This window comes from Klebsiella terrigena (genome assembly GCF_012029655.1).
Classification (GTDB): Bacteria; Pseudomonadota; Gammaproteobacteria; order Enterobacterales; family Enterobacteriaceae; genus Klebsiella; species Klebsiella terrigena.
On record NZ_CP050508.1, the window covers coordinates 1,657,277 to 1,673,915 of the forward strand.

At 53.6% G+C, this 16,639-nt stretch carries 11 protein-coding genes; 5 read left to right on the top strand and 6 right to left on the bottom strand.

Annotated elements, in window-relative coordinates:
- Positions 1 to 64 precede the first annotated feature (64 nt).
- A complete protein-coding gene (locus tag HCK03_RS07880) occupies positions 65 to 1,531 on the bottom strand; it encodes a mannitol dehydrogenase family protein (protein WP_167691366.1) in 1,467 nt (488 codons plus the stop codon).
- Positions 1,532 to 1,737: 206 nt separating this feature from the next.
- On the opposite strand from HCK03_RS07880, the gene uxuA reads away from it, so the two are divergent.
- Complete coding sequence (gene uxuA / locus HCK03_RS07885; RefSeq protein ID WP_041146494.1) at positions 1,738 to 2,928, top strand: mannonate dehydratase; 1,191 nt, start codon at positions 1,738 to 1,740, stop codon at positions 2,926 to 2,928.
- A gap of 91 nt (positions 2,929 to 3,019) precedes the next feature.
- On the opposite strand, the gene yeiP is transcribed toward uxuA, so the two are convergent.
- Positions 3,020 to 3,592, bottom strand: coding sequence for an elongation factor P-like protein YeiP (gene yeiP, locus HCK03_RS07890; RefSeq protein ID WP_041146493.1), 573 nt, complete (start codon positions 3,590 to 3,592; stop codon positions 3,020 to 3,022).
- A 147-nt stretch (positions 3,593 to 3,739) separates the two neighbouring features.
- Here yeiP and HCK03_RS07895 point away from each other — a divergent pair, with 147 nt between their 5' ends.
- The gene (locus HCK03_RS07895) at positions 3,740 to 3,994 is read left to right on the top strand and encodes a YkgJ family cysteine cluster protein (protein WP_167691367.1); all 255 of its coding nucleotides are present in this window, start codon (positions 3,740 to 3,742) and stop codon (positions 3,992 to 3,994) included.
- Positions 3,995 to 4,357: 363 nt separating this feature from the next.
- Here the strand turns inward: HCK03_RS07895 and HCK03_RS07900 are convergent, their stop codons facing one another.
- Complete coding sequence (locus HCK03_RS07900) at positions 4,358 to 8,920, bottom strand: NACHT domain-containing protein (RefSeq protein ID WP_167691368.1); 4,563 nt, start codon at positions 8,918 to 8,920, stop codon at positions 4,358 to 4,360.
- A gap of 259 nt (positions 8,921 to 9,179) precedes the next feature.
- The gene (setB, locus tag HCK03_RS07905) at positions 9,180 to 10,361 is read right to left on the bottom strand and encodes a sugar efflux transporter SetB (RefSeq protein WP_041146491.1); all 1,182 of its coding nucleotides are present in this window, start codon (positions 10,359 to 10,361) and stop codon (positions 9,180 to 9,182) included.
- A gap of 332 nt (positions 10,362 to 10,693) precedes the next feature.
- Between setB and fruB the strand changes: the two genes are divergently transcribed.
- From fruB to fruA, 3 genes are read left to right on the top strand one after another with little or no spacing between them, the layout of a single operon-like run.
- Entirely contained in the window at positions 10,694 to 11,824 is a 1,131-nt protein-coding gene (gene fruB, locus HCK03_RS07910; RefSeq protein WP_167691369.1) for a fused PTS fructose transporter subunit IIA/HPr protein, read from the top strand.
- Positions 11,825 to 12,763 carry a 1-phosphofructokinase gene (fruK, locus tag HCK03_RS07915; RefSeq protein WP_041146489.1) on the top strand — a complete coding sequence of 313 codons (939 nt, stop codon included), beginning with the start codon at positions 11,825 to 11,827 and terminating at the stop codon, positions 12,761 to 12,763.
- 16 nt (positions 12,764 to 12,779) lie between these two features.
- Positions 12,780 to 14,471 (top strand): PTS fructose transporter subunit IIBC, encoded by a 1,692-nt coding sequence (gene fruA / locus HCK03_RS07920; protein WP_041146488.1) that lies wholly within the window; start codon positions 12,780 to 12,782, stop codon positions 14,469 to 14,471.
- Positions 14,472 to 14,549: 78 nt separating this feature from the next.
- Here the strand turns inward: fruA and nfo are convergent, their stop codons facing one another.
- Both nfo and HCK03_RS07930 read right to left on the bottom strand, forming a co-directional pair.
- Positions 14,550 to 15,407, bottom strand: coding sequence for a deoxyribonuclease IV (gene nfo / locus HCK03_RS07925; protein ID WP_041146487.1), 858 nt, complete (start codon positions 15,405 to 15,407; stop codon positions 14,550 to 14,552).
- 93 nt (positions 15,408 to 15,500) lie between these two features.
- Positions 15,501 to 16,550, bottom strand: coding sequence for a YeiH family protein (locus HCK03_RS07930; protein ID WP_041146486.1), 1,050 nt, complete (start codon positions 16,548 to 16,550; stop codon positions 15,501 to 15,503).
- Between the last annotated feature and the right edge of the window lie 89 nt (positions 16,551 to 16,639).

Below are 16,639 nucleotides of genomic sequence, written 5' to 3' on the forward strand. Positions count from 1 at the left end.
ATGGGGAAAAGAGAAGGCTTACGACGGACAGAAAAGAATTCTGTCCGTTAAACAGCAGAAATTGTTAAGAATCCAGCGCGGCGGCGATGGCTTCGCGTGCGCCCAGCGACGAGAGCTGGCGCCAGGCCGAGGTCACGTTGGCGACAAATTCGACGCTGTTAGGAAGGTCGTTGCCAAAAATCTCTTCGAGGGAGAGCAGGGCGCTGACCCGCTCTTGCTCGTTGCTGCCGGCGACCAGGGCGTGGATTTTCTCCGCCAGCGGGTCGCGAACGTCAATCGGCTGGCCGGCATCGTCCACGCCGCTGACGTAGCGCATCCAGCCGGCGACGCCAAGCGCCAGCAGCGGCCAGCGGCTGCCGCGAGCGAGATGCACCCGGATGCCGTCAAGCATGCGCTGCGGGAGCTTCTGGCTGCCGTCCATCGCGATCTGCCAGGTGCGATGCTTCAACGCCGAGTTGCTGAAGCGCTCGAGAAGACCGTCGGCGTAGCCCGTCAGATCGACGCCTTCGATAGAGAGCGTCGGCGCCTGTTCATCGAGCATCAGCCGGCGCGCGGCGGCGCGCAGCACCTCATCCTGCATGCAGTCGCTGATATGCGCATTGCCCGCAAGGTAGCCGAGCCACGCGAGGAAAGAGTGGCTGCCGTTGAGCATTCGCAGCTTCATCTGCTCCCAGGGCAGCACGTTGTCGGTCATCTGCACGCCGACGGTTTCCCACGCCGGGCGGCCGGCGACAAAGTTATCTTCAACCACCCACTGAATAAACGGCTCGCAGCTGATGGCGCAGGGATCTTCGACGCCCAGCGCGGCGCTGATTTCCGCCAGCGACTCGTCGGTGGCGGCGGGAACGATGCGGTCGACCATCGTGCCGGGGAAGCTGACTCGTTCAGCAATCCACTGCGCCAGCTCCGGACAGCGTTTCTGTGCCATTCCCAGCACGGCGTTTTTCACCACGTGGCCATTGTCGGGGATGTTATCGCAGGAGAGCACGGTAAACGGCGGCAGGTGGCGCTCACGACGGCGGGCGAGCGCCTCGACCAAAATGCCCGGCACCGACTGCGGCAGCGTCGGGTTATCCAGATCGTGCACGATGCGCGGCTGTTTAAGATCCAGCAACCCGCTTGCCGGGTCGATGCAGTAGCCTTTTTCAGTAATGGTCAGAGAGACGATGGCGACCTGCGGTTCGCAAAACTTCTCGATTATCGCCGGGAGCGAATCGAGTTTAGCGTTCAGGCACTCGTGCACCGCGCCGACCACGATAGCCTTATTGCCCTGCGCCCCTTTCTCCAGCACGGTAAACAGGTGATCCTGCTGGCGGAGCTGGCTCATCAGCCGATCGCCGCTGAACAGACTTATTTCGCAGATCCCCCAGTCGCCGCCGCTGGCGTTCAGCACCCGGTCGGTAAGCAGCGCCTGGTGCGCGCGATGAAAGGCGCCAAACCCAAAGTGCACAATACGCGAGCGCAGCTGGCTGCGATCGTAGCGGGGACGCTGCACGTCTTCCGGTAGCGTAGCTGTAGCAATATTCGTCATTCTTTACACACCTGATTAACCAATGATTAACACGGCCAGTGTAAAGTTATATGACAACAAATTAAATTGGTGAGCCGTATTTATACGCTTAGTGTGAGCTAGATCAATCAATTCAGCGGGATAAATTGACCCTTTGACGGAAGCCTGTATGGTAGTCGTCATTGATGTTCGCGTTATTGGTATAACAACTTTAAAGGGGTATAGCGATGGAGCAAACCTGGCGTTGGTACGGACCGAACGATCCGGTATCGCTTGATGATGTACGGCAGGCCGGTGCGACGGGCGTGGTTACCGCGTTGCACCATATTCCGAACGGGCAGGTATGGCCCGTTGAAGATATCAAGCAGCGTCAGGCGCTGCTGGCGGAAAAAGGGCTGACGTGGTCGGTGGTCGAAAGCATCCCGGTGCATGAAGAGATTAAAACCCATAGCGGGCAGTACGCAACCTGGATTGCCAACTACCAGCAGAGCATCCGCAACCTTGCGGCCTGCGGGATCGATACCGTCTGCTACAACTTTATGCCGATCCTCGACTGGACGCGTACCGATCTGGAGTATCAGCTAGCTGACGGCTCGAAGGCGCTGCGTTTTGATCACATCGCTTTTGCCGCCTTTGAGCTGCATATCCTGCAGCGCGCTGGCGCGGAGGCCGACTACAGCGAAGAGGAGCAGCGCCAGGCGCAGGCTTACTTTACGGCGATGAGCGCTGCGGAAGTTGAAAAGCTGACCCGCAATATTATTGCCGGCCTGCCGGGAGCCGAAGAGGGCTACACCCTCGATCAGTTCCGCGCGCGCCTGGCCGAATATGACCATATTAATAAAGCGCAGCTGCGTGAAAATATGGCCGTCTTCCTGCGCGCCATCGTGCCGGTATGTGAAGAGGTAGGCGTGCGCCTGGCCGTTCACCCGGACGATCCGCCGCGTCCAATCCTTGGCCTGCCGCGCATCGTGTCGACCATCGAGGATATGCAGTGGCTGAAAGAGGTTGTTGATAGCATTAACAACGGTTTTACCATGTGTACCGGCTCCTACGGCGTGCGCGCCGACAACGACCTGGTGAAGATGGTGGAAACCTTCGGCGATCGCATTCACTTCACCCATCTGCGATCGACCTGCCGCGAAGAGAACCCGAAAACCTTCCACGAGGCGGCGCACCTGAACGGCGACGTCAATATGGTGGCGGTGGTGAATGCGATCCTGAGCGAAGAGCTGCGCCGCAAGCGCGCCGGCGATCTGCGTCCGATCCCGTTCCGTCCGGATCACGGCCACCAGATGCTGGACGATCTGCGTAAGAAAACCAACCCGGGATATTCGGCGATCGGTCGCCTGAAGGGAATGGCGGAAGTGCGCGGCGTTGAGCTGGCGCTGAAGATGACGAAATACCCGGAACTGCTGTAGGTCACAGCGTTCGTCGGATAAAAAAATGCCCGTCAGCGGCGATGCTGACGGGCATTTTTGCGTTGATTATCGGAGATTAAGCCGCCGTCCGTTAGTCGGCACGGCCCATATAGCGGCTCTCTTCGATATGGATACGAATGCGTTCGCCCGAGCTCAGGTATTCAGGAACCTGCACCACGAGGCCGGTGCTCAGGGTTGCCGGTTTGTTGCGCGCGCTGGCGGATGCGCCCTTGATGCCCGGCGCGGTTTCAACAATCTCCAGATCGACGGTCTGCGGCAGTTCCAGCGCCAGCAGCTGGCCGTCCCAGGTTAGAACCTGCATGTCCGGCATGCCGCCTTCCGGAATAAACAGCAGCTCTTCTTCAATTTGCTCTTTGGTGAAGATATACGGGGTGTAATCTTCTTTATCCATAAACACGTATTCGTTGCCATCGACGTAGGAGAAGTCAACGTAGCGGCGGGTCAGGGTCACGGTATCGACAATGTCGTCGCCCTTAAAGCGTTCTTCAACCTTCAGACCGGTACGTACGTCAGCGAAACGCATTTTGTACAGCGTTGCTGCGCCACGGGCGCTCGGTGACTGAATATCAATGTTTTTAACAATCAGCAGCTTGCCGTTGTAATTCAGCACCATACCTTTTTTAATTTCATTCGCTCTTGGCATTGCGGTAATCCTGTAACTTAAAGGGTCAAAATATCGCGTAAAACTACTCGCGCCGGGCCTTTCAGGCAAGTGGAATTCGCGCGTTTTGCTATCTTCGGATAAAACGTTTAGGCTGCGTCTGAAAAAGCACCGTTAAGAGAACCATCTATGGAATGTCGTACTGACTGCGGTGCCTGCTGTATCGCCCCCTCAATCTCATCCCCGATCCCCGGCATGCCTGACGGGAAACCCGCAAATGTAAGGTGTGTTCAATTATCTAATGACAACTTATGTAACATTTTCGGTTCGGAACTACGACCAAAAGTGTGCGGTAATCTTCAACCTACGCTAGATATGTGTTCAACGGATCGTGACGCCGCTATGACTTATCTGCTTCACCTAGAGTCCAGTACAGCACCATAAGTATTTATAGTACATTGCTTGCTGATACCTAACCTCTGGTGATGTATATTTGTTTTTATATCAACAGGATAGGGGTCGTTCTCTTATAGGAGATCCATCACGCAGCCATTTAATCTTCAAAAATGTTTTCCAAGTCTTGCTGTTGAAATCTATCTGGACTGAGTTTATCTGTATCTACAGGATTGGGGCATGTTGATCGCCTCCAAAACCTCTGCTAACTTGCGGTATCGGCGAAAACAAGTAGCCATTCACAATGGCAAGTAAATGTTTCCCCATCAATATTTATCAGTTCCAGTCTTCTTCGACATTTTGGAAGTGTTAACAGGCATCGATCCTAATAATGTTTTTAATAACCTACAAAATTTAATGGTGAAAGGAGGCAAAGATTGGCTCAGGTGCCTCCTGTCCAAGAAGCTTTTTATTTCGTTCCTTGTTTCGTTCCTTGATGGCTGCTTTCCTAGCCCTGTGAAACACAGGCGCGTATTGACGCCATCGGCTGTTGGGCTGTGGTACTGCTTTCACTCGTGCATCCATGGTCGTTGTTGCAATTATAAGACAGCGCCAGAACTCCTCTGGAGTCGGAGCTGACCACATGCTTGTAATCCATGTCTGAGCCCATTGAGCCTTTTCATACTCTCTTAGAGAATATTTGGCAGCATCGCCACAAATGCCTTTTTTATCAATATATTTACTTATGATATTATTGAATTCAGTAGATTGGATTGAATAACCCGCAATTGATATGGCATATGCTTGGTCCAAACTATCGTCGCTCGAGATTAATTCGAAGACTAGTGATTTAATAAACGAAGAGGCTCCAAAACGTTCCGCTGCAAGTACTTCCTGAGCAAGGATTGCATTATTTTCTGAACCCAGGAGCCTCTGGCGCCAGAGAGTTTCTATCGGTTTAGATGCACAGCTTCCCCAAATAGCTTGATGTTCAAGTGTCAGGTCGTCATCTACAAATAATGTTAGAAAACCTTGCGTTCTTGAAGCCCGGTTTAGTAGTATCACTGCGAGTTCAGGTGACTTAGCTGAAATTATATTTGCCACAGTAAAAGTCAAGTTTTTTAGCCAAATAAATTGAGAACTCTCCGCCTGAACTAAAATATAGGTCAGCTCATCCAGCAACGTAGGCGCCTTAGCAACGAGGTTTTGGATAATATCGATAGTAATTTCTTGAACCAAAAGCCTTGCTTTACTCCCTTTTAGTTCTTGGAAAAAAGCGTCTGCGGCTGCGTTTAGTCTGCTTTGTTTATCATCGAAATTATCATTGATATCTAACACTTCCTCCAGGCTTTTAGCTCTAGGGATGTGAACGTTATCCCGCGTACTTTCTTCGACTGATATAAGAGGGAATGGGACCGGGTCAGTTCTCGAGAGATTCAAATCTGCGAGGGGAAGTTTTATCTTTCCTGTTGCTATGATTCCTTTACGAAGTTGTTTCACAAAGTTATCTACCAATACTTTGGTAAAATCAGTATTGAGTCTACTCAAAGTTGCAAACCAAGTTTTGTGGCTGATCCGACTTAGAAGGCAGTCAATTGACATTTCACCTTGAGCACACGCTTCAACCAACAGAATTGAACCATACCAAGCTTCGTATACATTTTCGTCTGTAGAGGGGGCGCGCCAATTGCTGTCACAATGTGCTTGTCGAACCTTGTTTAGATCTTTGTGTGTTGCCAATTCAAAAGCTATGGAGCGAAGCTTTGAAGATTCCCCGTAAGAACATTTTAAAATGAGTTCTTCGAGCTCATCATTTACCAGAGTATTCCCATAACGTGCAGCTACCAGCGCACCGTATGCTGCATCTTCATTATTGTTTCGCAAAGCTTCTTGTACTGCTGAAACTATTTCTATTGTCGGTTGATGTTTCAAACTGGGGATTACTGACAGTAAGTAGCTTGGCCCTGGAACCTTACTTGTCATATACTCAAGCTGTTTACCAGCAGAAATATGTACGGCGGCGTAGTAGAACACGAATTTCCTGCAAACTGTTATATCCTTTTCAGGTAATGTCCTAAAAGCATCGCTTTCCCTCGCTCTACTGAGAATATTCTCTGCAAGATCTGGATATATCAGTGGAATGTGTTGTTGGCAGTTTAATATGATCTGCCGAAGTGGTAGGCCTGATCTTGTAACCATTCCCTCAAGAATATTCCTAGTCTTCTGGATGGCAATATCTGGATAAAATCGACAGGCTACCGGAAGAAAATCGCTGAAGCATCGATCCTCACTTCCAAAATACATTGATTGCAACATTTTATCGGGATCAAGCTCGCTGAACTGCTGAATTCCTTCATCCATGTCTGTTGGTGCCGTTGAATTTGGATTGGCAGCTTCGACTTGGCGCCATTTATTTTTAGATGCTGGTTCGAAGTTATTCCAATTTTTTCGAAGCTCTTTAGCTAATCGATTAGCTGTCACTGCATCCTTTTCTTTCCCTGTTGCATAGAGCATTCGAACGATAGTCCACTGGCCTCTTTCGGAGGTATCTTCTGTGCGCAATGGCTCGATTGCTTTTAGGAAAGCATTTCTAGTTTCATTACGGTGTATTCGATTAAAAGTGGTTAGTTGCTGAAATGCTTTCCGTGCAGAATGAATATTTTTATCTAACGCAAATGCCAATCCCATTGCAACAAAGCTATCGGCAAAGCTTACAAGAGAATGGCCAGCTAGTAGCCGAAGTGCCATCGTAAAAAGCTCATCAGTTTCACCAGATACTTCAGTCATCCGAGCAAGTATTTGTTTTTCATAAGTAGATAGAGATGACAAGGTCTCTTTGATTTCTGCTTTCTTTTCCTCAACTTTATTTTCGTACTCAGGGGAATGCTGTCTGTGATAGTGATTGACCTGTACAATTGGATCCTTGTTGTAACAGCTAAGCCAATGATGGATAGTGGTTTCTGCTGTTTGCCATCCTTCTTTAGATTGTGTTACCTCTAATGCGGCGTGGGTAAACCAGTCTTTATTGAGCCGCTGCTCTTTTTCAAGACAGAATTCTTTTAGTACCTCGAAAAACGTTTGAGGCTGATGCTTAACAATTTCGACGAATTCCTCGAAACGACGATCAGGAACATTTTGCAGATCGGAAAACGCATGCAATAGAACCGAGTAGATTTCTGTATCGAACCGAACATCATCGAGAATGCAGATTAACAGAGAAGCAAAAAGGACATCAGAGGTTCGATCCATTGCATTGATAGGTTCGACAATCTGGAGTACACGTTCGTCTAAATCTCTTTTCATCGATAGTGTTTGCCAAAGTTGGTCAACTAACGTGAAGCCGAGTGCGAGAGTCAAACCTTCCCCGCGTAGTTCATATAGATCGCTTGGGCCTGGAAGTGATCGGAAAAATCTCGTTTCAATGACTGCCTTAGTATCAGTCTTAAAATTATGAGGTGCTATATTTGCAGATAATTGCACTCGTTCTAGCACCTTTGTTGCATGTTCGCTGAGACGTTTGGTCAAATCTGAGAAGCTTTCATCTTCGTATTTCTCGAGTTGTGAAGTGCGAAGGTGTTCCATCAGTAACCTATCAGTCGTCAATCCTTTCCATGCGATTGCCTCCTTATGCGGAAGAGTTGCGATGGCTACGCTAAGTAGTCTCGGGTTCTTGAGTGCTTGCAATGTTTGTTGGTCTAACCAAGAAAGAGAAATTCCATTGCACTTTAGAAGTTCATCACGTTCTAATGACGACCATTCAGGAACTTCAACGGTTGTCGGCTCGAACGCTAAACCACGGAGGATTTCTTTTCTCCAGAATTGTGGTCTAACGGTCACTATCATGTGGCCGCCAATTTCGGCTAATCTGGATTGAATACCGTTAAGTATTCGATCCCAGCGAAAGTTTTGACGTTGGTTTAGGCCATCAACAATAACTAACAACGAAGCAAGAGGTGGTGTTATTTTCCAGGACTTAAGACGATGCCTCCACCTATGTTTAAGTGCTTCGTTAGCTACTTCGCTAGTTTGCTTAATTAGAAGATGTATCAAAAAATCATCAAGATCTTCTATAGATACACCGTCAAGTTGCTCTGCGCTGATGAAGAGCGATAAACCTTCTGCATTTGAGCATATTTGTGCTGCAAGCCATGATTTTCCATGCCCCTCATCACCTAATAAGATGACTTCTTTGCCCGTTTGAATCTCACTTAGGATATGGTTCCTTAGCTCGTAGCGCTTTGAATGGTGGAACGGCTCCTTTAAAACTTCCAAACCTTGTCCAAGACGTTCTCTGGCCCTATTCTTGGAACTAAATGTTTCTTTTCGCCACTCAATGTTCAAATCGATCGCACGCTTTAACGCCAGTTTCGAAATATTTAGGTTTGATTTGAGTCTTTGAAGTAGATTTTCGAATTCTGGGTGATGTTTAATGAACGTAAAAGCTAGCGCAAGGTCAACTTTGGTTAGCTTTTGCTGATTTGTTCTTCCATGGTAATTCTTGCAGATGAAATCAATGGCTATATCACCTGCGGCGACCACTGTGATGGCAAGAAGCGGCAGTGGAGCGGCTGTCCAATCCAAAATGAAGGTAGATACAGCATTTTGATCGCCATCTTCCTGTATGGTAGATGCAAGCTGTGTATTGATCTCAATCGTCGCACCCAGAATCCACAACCGGTCAGCTGCATCCTTGTTGCGTGCTAGATCCACTATCTTCGCCAAGACATCATTTCTATTAATGTCTCCTGAGTATCGTTTGGCTTCGAAACAAACGGGATCACCTGGCATTACAGAATCTCCGTCTACCCCTCCTTGTAACCCACTGGCTGCTAACCTGAATGGTATCCCTGTCAAATTTGTTAGAGCAATGCGAAGGAGCCCTTCAAATCCATCCCCCCCCGTGGCTTTGAGAGATAAAATTCCGGTTTTAATGATGTCAAGGTTCTCTTTGTATTTACAAATAACAGCTTTTCTCATGTGCGCTCTCTTTCTTACTCCGCGAGGTGTCGTACCCCATTGAGAAGTCTATTTGTCATTACAATTTAACTGACTGTGACCGTAACAAGAAGCAGGTGTATCGCATTATGCATGCACACCATCTGCTTCTTGATCGTGAAAGCTGTAGAATCATGCAGGAAGTATGGACTGACCCCACCCGGCGCGATGAGGCGATGGCGTACCTTATTCATCTCGAACGGCTCACCGCCGGCTAGCGGCGCCGTTTTATCCCTGCGGCTTAAATATCCCTGATGCGCCATAGGCACAGCTGGGCGATCGCCCCCATGCCGAGCGCGATCCAGAATACCGCGTGATAGCTCCAAATCTCGGCGACTACGCCGGCCAGCGACCCGGCAATAATCCAGCCGACGCGGATGGTATTCGCATACAGCGTGGTCGCTGCACCCGCCTGACCCGGCATCAAATCCTGAAAATAGAGCATGCCAATTCCCGCGAGGATGCCAATGAAAATGGCGTTCAGCAGCTGTAAAGCCAGCAGCAGGCCGGGCGTGTGAACCAGCAGCATGCCGACGTAAAACAGCAGCCCGGCGACGGCGGCCACGCGCATCAAAAAACGCTTGCCGAAACGGCGGGCGTAATAGCCGGCGATCAGCATCGTCGGAATTTCAAGGCCGGCCGCGGCACCCATCATTAATCCCGCCAGCTTCTCCGGCAGGTGCAGCTCATTAATGATATAGAGCGGCATATTAATGATGTAGAGGCTGTTGATCCCCCACATCAGCGTGCAGACGCTGAACAGCAGCAGCGCATCGCGACGATGGGTGCGCGGCGCCTCCAGCTGGCCCGACGCCGCCCTCGGCTCTTTGCGCATGCTGGGCAGAAAGAACCACACTATTGCCCCGCAGAATACGAAGGCGACGGCGGCGCTGAGGTACATCACGGTAAAGCCGAAGCCCATCGCCAGCGCGTAGGCCAGCGGCGGGCCGATCACCCACGCCAGCGACACCTGGGCGCGCAGAATCGAGCTGAACATCACCGCCTCGCGGCCGGTTTTATCCGCATGCTCGCGGGCAAGGGCGAACATCTGCGGGTTGGCGGTGGAGCCGAAGCTGCTGAGGAATACCCCGACGAAAAGCAGAACAAAGTAGCTGCGGTTCCATGCAAACAGCAGGCAGGCCAGCACGCCCAGCAGGCAGCAGAAGACGATCAGCTGCTTACGATCCCCGCGGCGGTCCGAGCGCCCGGCGAGAAACTGGCTCACCAGAATGCCGATGACCGCGCTGCCGGTAAAAAAGAAGCCGACCATCGCCGGGCGCACGTGCACTTCGTTAGTCAAAAACAGGCTCAAGGTGGGCGTTTGCAACGCGCCGGCAATCCCGGTCAGAAAGGCGACTATCAGGAAGGCGGAAGAGGTTAAATCGAACCCGCGTCGGGGAAGGGCGGCGCTGCTGTTTTGCATGTGCGGTTATCTGTGGTTTCAGGAGTCGCGAAGTTTACGCCGCCCGTCAGAGAATGAACAGTAGTATGGCACGAATAAATCAAAAAGGCGTTTCAAAATATGACGTTCAGCAAAATGCTGAAGCTGAGGCCGTTCTTGCGGTACGGCTTCAGCAAAAATGTGCGTCATCTCTAACTTCTGTTATCAGGTTGCTAACTTATCTTGCGCGGTGATTAAGAAAGGTACAGACTCATTGAAACGTTTCAGCGTCATCAGGGTTTTCTTCAGCAGCACGGTGACGCATTTTTTCACCAAACAGCTGAAACGATTCAACTCAGCAGGAGAGGAGATCCATGTTCCAGTTATCTGTGCAGGATATTCATCCCGGCCAGCAGGCCGGTAATAAAGAAGAGGCAATTCGTCAGGTTGCTTCTGCGCTGGTAAGCGCAGGCAACGTGGCGGAAGGCTACGTTAACGGGATGCTGGCGCGCGAGCAGCAGACCTCTACTTTCCTTGGTAACGGGATTGCAATTCCGCACGGTACCACCGACACGCGCGATCAGGTGCTGAAAACCGGCGTTCAGGTCTATCAGTTCCCGCAGGGCGTGACCTGGGGGGAAGGGCAGACCGCCTATGTTGCCATTGGTATCGCCGCCAGTTCTGATGAACATCTCGGGCTACTGCGTCAGCTGACGCACGTGCTCAGCGATGATTCTGTCGCCGAGCAGCTCAGGTCTGCCACCACGGCGGAAGAGCTGCGCGTCCTGCTGATGGGTGAAAAGCAGAGCGAGATGCTGAAGCTGGATAACGACACGCTGAGCCTTGATATCGCAGCCAGCGATCTGCTGACCCTGCAGGCGCTGAACGCCGCGCGGCTGAAAGAAGCCGGCGCCGTTGACGCCGCGTTTGTCAGCCGCACCATTAACGATAAGCCGCTGAACCTGGGTCAGGGCATCTGGCTGAACGACAGCGCGGAAGGCAACCTGCGCAGCGCCGTTGCCGTGAGCCGCGCCGCCAGCGCATTTACCGCCGATGACCAGCCGGTCTCGCTGCTGATTACCGTCGCGATGGCCGACGAGCAGCCGACCGCGGTGCTCAGTCGCCTGAGCAATCTGCTGATTGATAAAAAAGCTGACCGTCTGCTGAAGGCCGACAGCGCCACGCTGCTGGCGCTGCTGACCAGCGATGATGCGATTGCCGAGGACGTGCTGAGCGCTGAATTTGTCGTGCGCAACGAGCACGGGCTGCACGCGCGTCCGGGCACTATGCTGGTTAATACCATCAAACAATTTTCCAGCGACATTACCGTCACCAACCTCGACGGTTCCGGCAAGCCGGCCAACGGCCGCAGCCTGATGAAGGTCGTGGCGCTGGGTGTGAAAAAAGGTCACCGTCTGCGCTTTACCGCGCAGGGTGAAGATGCGCAACAGGCGCTGGACGCGATTGGCGAAGCTATCGCCGCAGGCCTTGGGGAGGGCGCATAAATGAGCAGACGTGTAGCAACGATTACTTTAAACCCGGCATACGATCTGGTGGGTTTCACTCCGGAAGTTGAGCGCGGCGAAGTCAACCTCGTCCGCACCACCGGCCTGCACGCGGCCGGAAAAGGCATCAACGTCGCCAAGGTCCTGAAAGACCTCGGTATTGACGTCACCGTCGGCGGCTTCCTCGGGAAAGATAACCAGGACGGTTTTCAGCAGCTGTTTAGCGAGCTGGGAATTGCCAACCGTTTTCAGGTAGTGCAGGGCCGTACCCGCATTAACGTCAAGCTGACGGAAAAAGACGGCGAAGTCACCGACTTTAACTTCTCCGGCTTCGAGGTGACTCAGGGTGACTGGGAGCGCTTCGTCAATGATTCTCTGAGCTGGCTGGGTCAGTTCGACATGGTTTGCGTCAGCGGCAGCCTGCCGTCAGGCGTTAGCCCTGAGGCCTTCACCGAATGGATGATTCGCCTGCGCAGCCAGTGCCCGTGCATTATTTTCGATAGCAGCCGCGAAGCGCTGGTTGCCGGCCTGAAGGCGGCACCGTGGTTAGTGAAGCCAAACCGCCGCGAGCTGGAGATTTGGGCCGGCCGCAAGCTGCCTGAAATGAAAGACGTGATTGACGCCGCCCACGCGCTGCGCGAGCAGGGGATTGCCCACGTGGTTATCTCGCTGGGTGAAGAGGGCGCGCTGTGGGTTAACGCCTCCGGCGAATGGATTGCCAAGCCGCCTTCAGTCGAAGTGGTCAGCACCGTTGGCGCTGGCGATTCTATGGTTGGCGGCCTGATTTACGGCCTGCTGATGCGTGAATCCAGCGAGCATACTCTGCGCCTGGCCACGGCCGTTGCGGCCCTGGCAGTGAGCCAGAGCAATGTTGGTATTACCGATCGTACCCAGTTGGCCGCAATGATGGCGCGCGTCGACTTACAACCGTTTAACTGACAGCAGGAGAGGCATAATGAAAACGCTGCTGATTATTGATGCCGGACTCGGACAGGCTCGCGCCTATATGGCGAAAACCCTGCTGGGCACCGCGGCGCAAAAAGCGCAACTCGAACTGATTGATAACCCGAACGATGCAGAGCTGGCTATCGTCCTCGGCTCAACGCTGCCTGCTGACAGCGCGCTGAACGGTAAAAAGGTGTACCTCGGTGATATTAACCGCGCCGTAGCCCACCCGGAGCTGTTCCTCGGCGAGGCGAAAAGCCATGCCACGCCTTACGTTGCGCCAGCTGCGGCACCCGCAGCCGCTGCGGCTAGCGGCCCGAAACGTATTGTTGCTATTACCGCCTGCCCAACCGGCGTGGCGCATACCTTCATGGCCGCAGAGGCTATCGAAACCGAAGCGAAAAAACGCGGCTGGTGGGTGAAGGTTGAAACGCGCGGCTCCGTCGGCGCGGGCAATGAGATCACGCCAGAAGAGGTAGCGCAGGCCGATCTGGTTATCGTTGCTGCGGATATTGAAGTTGACCTGGCGAAGTTTGCCGGTAAGCCAATGTATCGCACTACGACCGGCCTGGCGCTGAAGAAAACCGCCCAGGAGTTTGAAAAGGCGCAGCTGGAAGCCAAACCGTATCAGCCTTCCGGGCAGAGCGGACAGCAGGCGGATAGCGCGAAGAAAGAGGGCGGCGGCGCCTATCGTCACCTGCTGACCGGCGTCTCCTACATGCTGCCGATGGTGGTGGCGGGCGGCCTGTGTATCGCGCTTTCCTTCGCCTTCGGGATTAAAGCATTTGAAGTGAAGGATACGCTGGCGGCGGCGCTGATGCAGATCGGCGGCGGTTCAGCCTTTGCGCTGATGGTTCCGGTGCTGGCGGGCTTTATTGCCTTCTCCATCGCCGACCGTCCGGGCCTGACGCCGGGTCTTATCGGCGGTATGCTGGCGGTGAGCGGCGGTTCCGGCTTTATCGGCGGGATCATTGCGGGCTTCCTCGCCGGCTACGTGGCTAAGCTTATCAGCAAGAAGCTGAAGCTGCCGCCGAGCATGGAAGCGCTGAAACCGATTCTGATCATTCCGCTGGTTTCCAGCCTGATTGTCGGTCTGGCGATGATCTACCTGATCGGCAAGCCGGTTGCCGGTATCCTGGCGGGCCTGACCCACTGGCTGCAAACTATGGGGACGGCTAACGCGGTCCTGCTGGGCGCCATCCTCGGGGCAATGATGTGTACCGATATGGGCGGTCCGGTGAACAAAGCGGCGTACGCCTTTGGCGTCGGACTGCTGAGTACCCAGACCTACGCGCCGATGGCGGCGATTATGGCGGCGGGTATGGTTCCACCGCTGGCGATGGGTATCGCCACGCTGGTTGCGCGCAACAAGTTTGACAAAGGCCAGCGCGAAGGCGGTAAAGCGGCCCTGGTTCTCGGACTGTGCTTCATCTCCGAAGGGGCGATTCCGTTCGCCGCCCGTGACCCGATGCGCGTTCTGCCATGCTGTATCGTCGGCGGGGCGGTAACCGGTGCCATCTCCATGGCGATTGGTGCCAAACTGATGGCGCCGCACGGCGGTCTGTTTGTTCTGCTGATCCCTGGCGCCATTACGCCGGTGCTCGGCTACCTGCTGGCGATTATTGCCGGTACGCTGGTTGCCGGTCTCTCCTACGCGGTGCTGAAGCGTCCGGAAGTGCAGGCGGTTGAAAAAGCGGCCTGAGTAAAACCTTGATAAGCAAAAGGGCCGATAATTCGGCCCTTTCTTTTTTTAGCTGTTGGGATTCTCCCGGCATCGACCTCAGGCCGACGCTTCCGCCGTTTGCTGCGCCCGCAGCCAGGCAATCTCTTCCGCCCAGATATCGGGATTAACGGTCTCGAGGATCAGCGGAATACCGTCAAAGCGGCTGTCCTGCATGATCCAGCGGAAAGCGTCGTGGCCGATATTGCCTTCGCCGAGGCTATGGTGGCGGTCGACGCGGCTGCCGAAGGTGCTTTTGGCATCGTTGAGGTGCATCCCGCGCAGGTATTTGAAGCCGACGATGCGCTCGAAATCGGCAAAGGTTTTCTCACACTCTTCGGCGCTGCGCAGATCGTATCCGGCGGCAAAGGCGTGACAGGTGTCAATACATACGCCGACGCGGGATTTATCCTCCACGCCGTCGATAATGGCGGCCAGATGTTCGAACTTAAACCCAAGATTGCTGCCCTGACCGGCGGTGTTTTCGATAACCGCGGTCACGCCTGCGGTTTTTTCCAGCGCGATATTAATCGAGCGGGAAATGCGCGCCAGGCACTCCTCTTCCGGTATCTGCTGCAGATGGCTGCCGGGATGGAAGTTCAGCAGCGTCAGCCCCAGCTGCTGGCAGCGGGTCAGCTCATCAATAAAGGCTTCACGGGATTTTTCCAGCGCCTCTTCGACCGGGTGGCCGAGGTTGATCAGATAGCTATCGTGCGGCAGGATTTGCCCGGGAGCGAAACGGTATTTTTCGCAGGCGGCTTTGAATTCGGCAATGGTTTCGTCGCTCAGCGGCGCGGCGCGCCACTGGCGCTGGTTCTTGGTGAAGAGGGCGAAGGCGGTCGCACCGATTTCGGCTGCGCGAATGGCGGCATTGGCCACTCCGCCGGAGGCGCTGACGTGCGCTCCAATATATTTCATAAAAAACTCCAGTTAAGCCGCTGCGGGGTGGGTAATGATAGCGGCTTAACCGAAGAGTTACATCAACGAATAATCTGGTCTGGCTGCTTACGCTCAGGCCATCAGGGCGTGAACCGCCAGGTTAATCGCGCCGCCGCCGACAATCAGCCAGACGAACAGTATTAATGCCATCAGCAGCGGTTTGGCGCCGGCTTTTTTCAGCGCGCTAACGTGCGTGGTCAACCCAAGCGCGGCCATCGCCATCGCCAGCAGCACGGTATCGAGCGTCACCAGCGCGTCGACAGCCGCTTTTGGCAGCAGGTGGAAGGAGTTAAATACCGCCACCAGGATAAACATAATGGCAAACCACGGGATGGTGATTTTGCTTTTCTCACCGCTGCCGGCCGGGGCCAGCTGCTTAACGCGGGCGGCGAGGAACAGCAGGAACGGTGCCAGCATCATGACGCGCAGCATTTTGGCAATCACCGCCGCGTTCTCAGCGTCCGGGCTCACCGCATGGCCTGCGGCAACCACCTGCGCCACCTCATGCATGGTCGAGCCCATATAGATGCCGTAGGCTTCCGGCGTAAACCAGTGCGCCAGCAGCGGATACATCGCCGGATAGAGGAAGATAGCCAGGGTGCCGAAAATCACCACCGTGGCCACGGCGACGGTCACCTTGCTGGCCTCGGCCTTCACCACCGGTTCCGTTGCCAGAATCGCCGCCGCGCCGCAGATGCTGCTGCCGGCGCCAATCAGCCAGCTGGTGTGCTTATCCAGGCCGAAGATTTTCTGCCCGAGGATGCAGGCAATAAAAAAGGTGCTGGTCAGCGTCAGAACGTCAATGGCAATGCCGCTCACCCCAACGTCGGCAATCTGCGCGAACGTCAGGCGAAAGCCGTATAAAATAATACCGAGACGCAGCAGATGCTGTTTGGCAAAGATCACGCCGCCGTCGCAGGGTTGCCATATCTTGGGGTAGAGCGTATTGCCGACGACCATGCCGAACAGGATGGCCAGCGTCAGGGCGCTGAAGCCGGCGCCGGCGATAGCGGGAAAGCTGCCTGCCCAGAGCGCTGCGCCGGTCACCACGGCGGTAAGCGCCAGTCCGGGGACAAAATGCCACAGTGTGCGATGTTTTGTCGGTAAAGTGAGTGCTGTCATAACCTTCTCCTTTGTCTGCGTAAAGATTACGACGCGCTGGTTTAAATATAAAATTGATTATATATTTATAATCAATCGTAATAAGTGGT

Excerpts from the sequence above, each read along its gene's own strand:
- HCK03_RS07900 (WP_167691368.1), bottom strand. The coding sequence starts at position 8,920 with ATGAGAAAAGCTGTTATTTGTAAATACAAAGAGAACCTTGACATCATT.
- HCK03_RS07895 (WP_167691367.1), top strand. The coding sequence starts at position 3,740 with ATGGAATGTCGTACTGACTGCGGTGCCTGCTGTATCGCCCCCTCAATC.
- HCK03_RS07880 (WP_167691366.1), bottom strand. The coding sequence starts at position 1,531 with ATGACGAATATTGCTACAGCTACGCTACCGGAAGACGTGCAGCGTCCC.
- fruA (WP_041146488.1), top strand. The coding sequence starts at position 12,780 with ATGAAAACGCTGCTGATTATTGATGCCGGACTCGGACAGGCTCGCGCC.
- fruB (WP_167691369.1), top strand. The coding sequence starts at position 10,694 with ATGTTCCAGTTATCTGTGCAGGATATTCATCCCGGCCAGCAGGCCGGT.
- setB (WP_041146491.1), bottom strand. The coding sequence starts at position 10,361 with ATGCAAAACAGCAGCGCCGCCCTTCCCCGACGCGGGTTCGATTTAACC.
- fruK (WP_041146489.1), top strand. The coding sequence starts at position 11,825 with ATGAGCAGACGTGTAGCAACGATTACTTTAAACCCGGCATACGATCTG.
- uxuA (WP_041146494.1), top strand. The coding sequence starts at position 1,738 with ATGGAGCAAACCTGGCGTTGGTACGGACCGAACGATCCGGTATCGCTT.
- HCK03_RS07930 (WP_041146486.1), bottom strand. The coding sequence starts at position 16,550 with ATGACAGCACTCACTTTACCGACAAAACATCGCACACTGTGGCATTTT.
- nfo (WP_041146487.1), bottom strand. The coding sequence starts at position 15,407 with ATGAAATATATTGGAGCGCACGTCAGCGCCTCCGGCGGAGTGGCCAAT.
- yeiP (WP_041146493.1), bottom strand. The coding sequence starts at position 3,592 with ATGCCAAGAGCGAATGAAATTAAAAAAGGTATGGTGCTGAATTACAAC.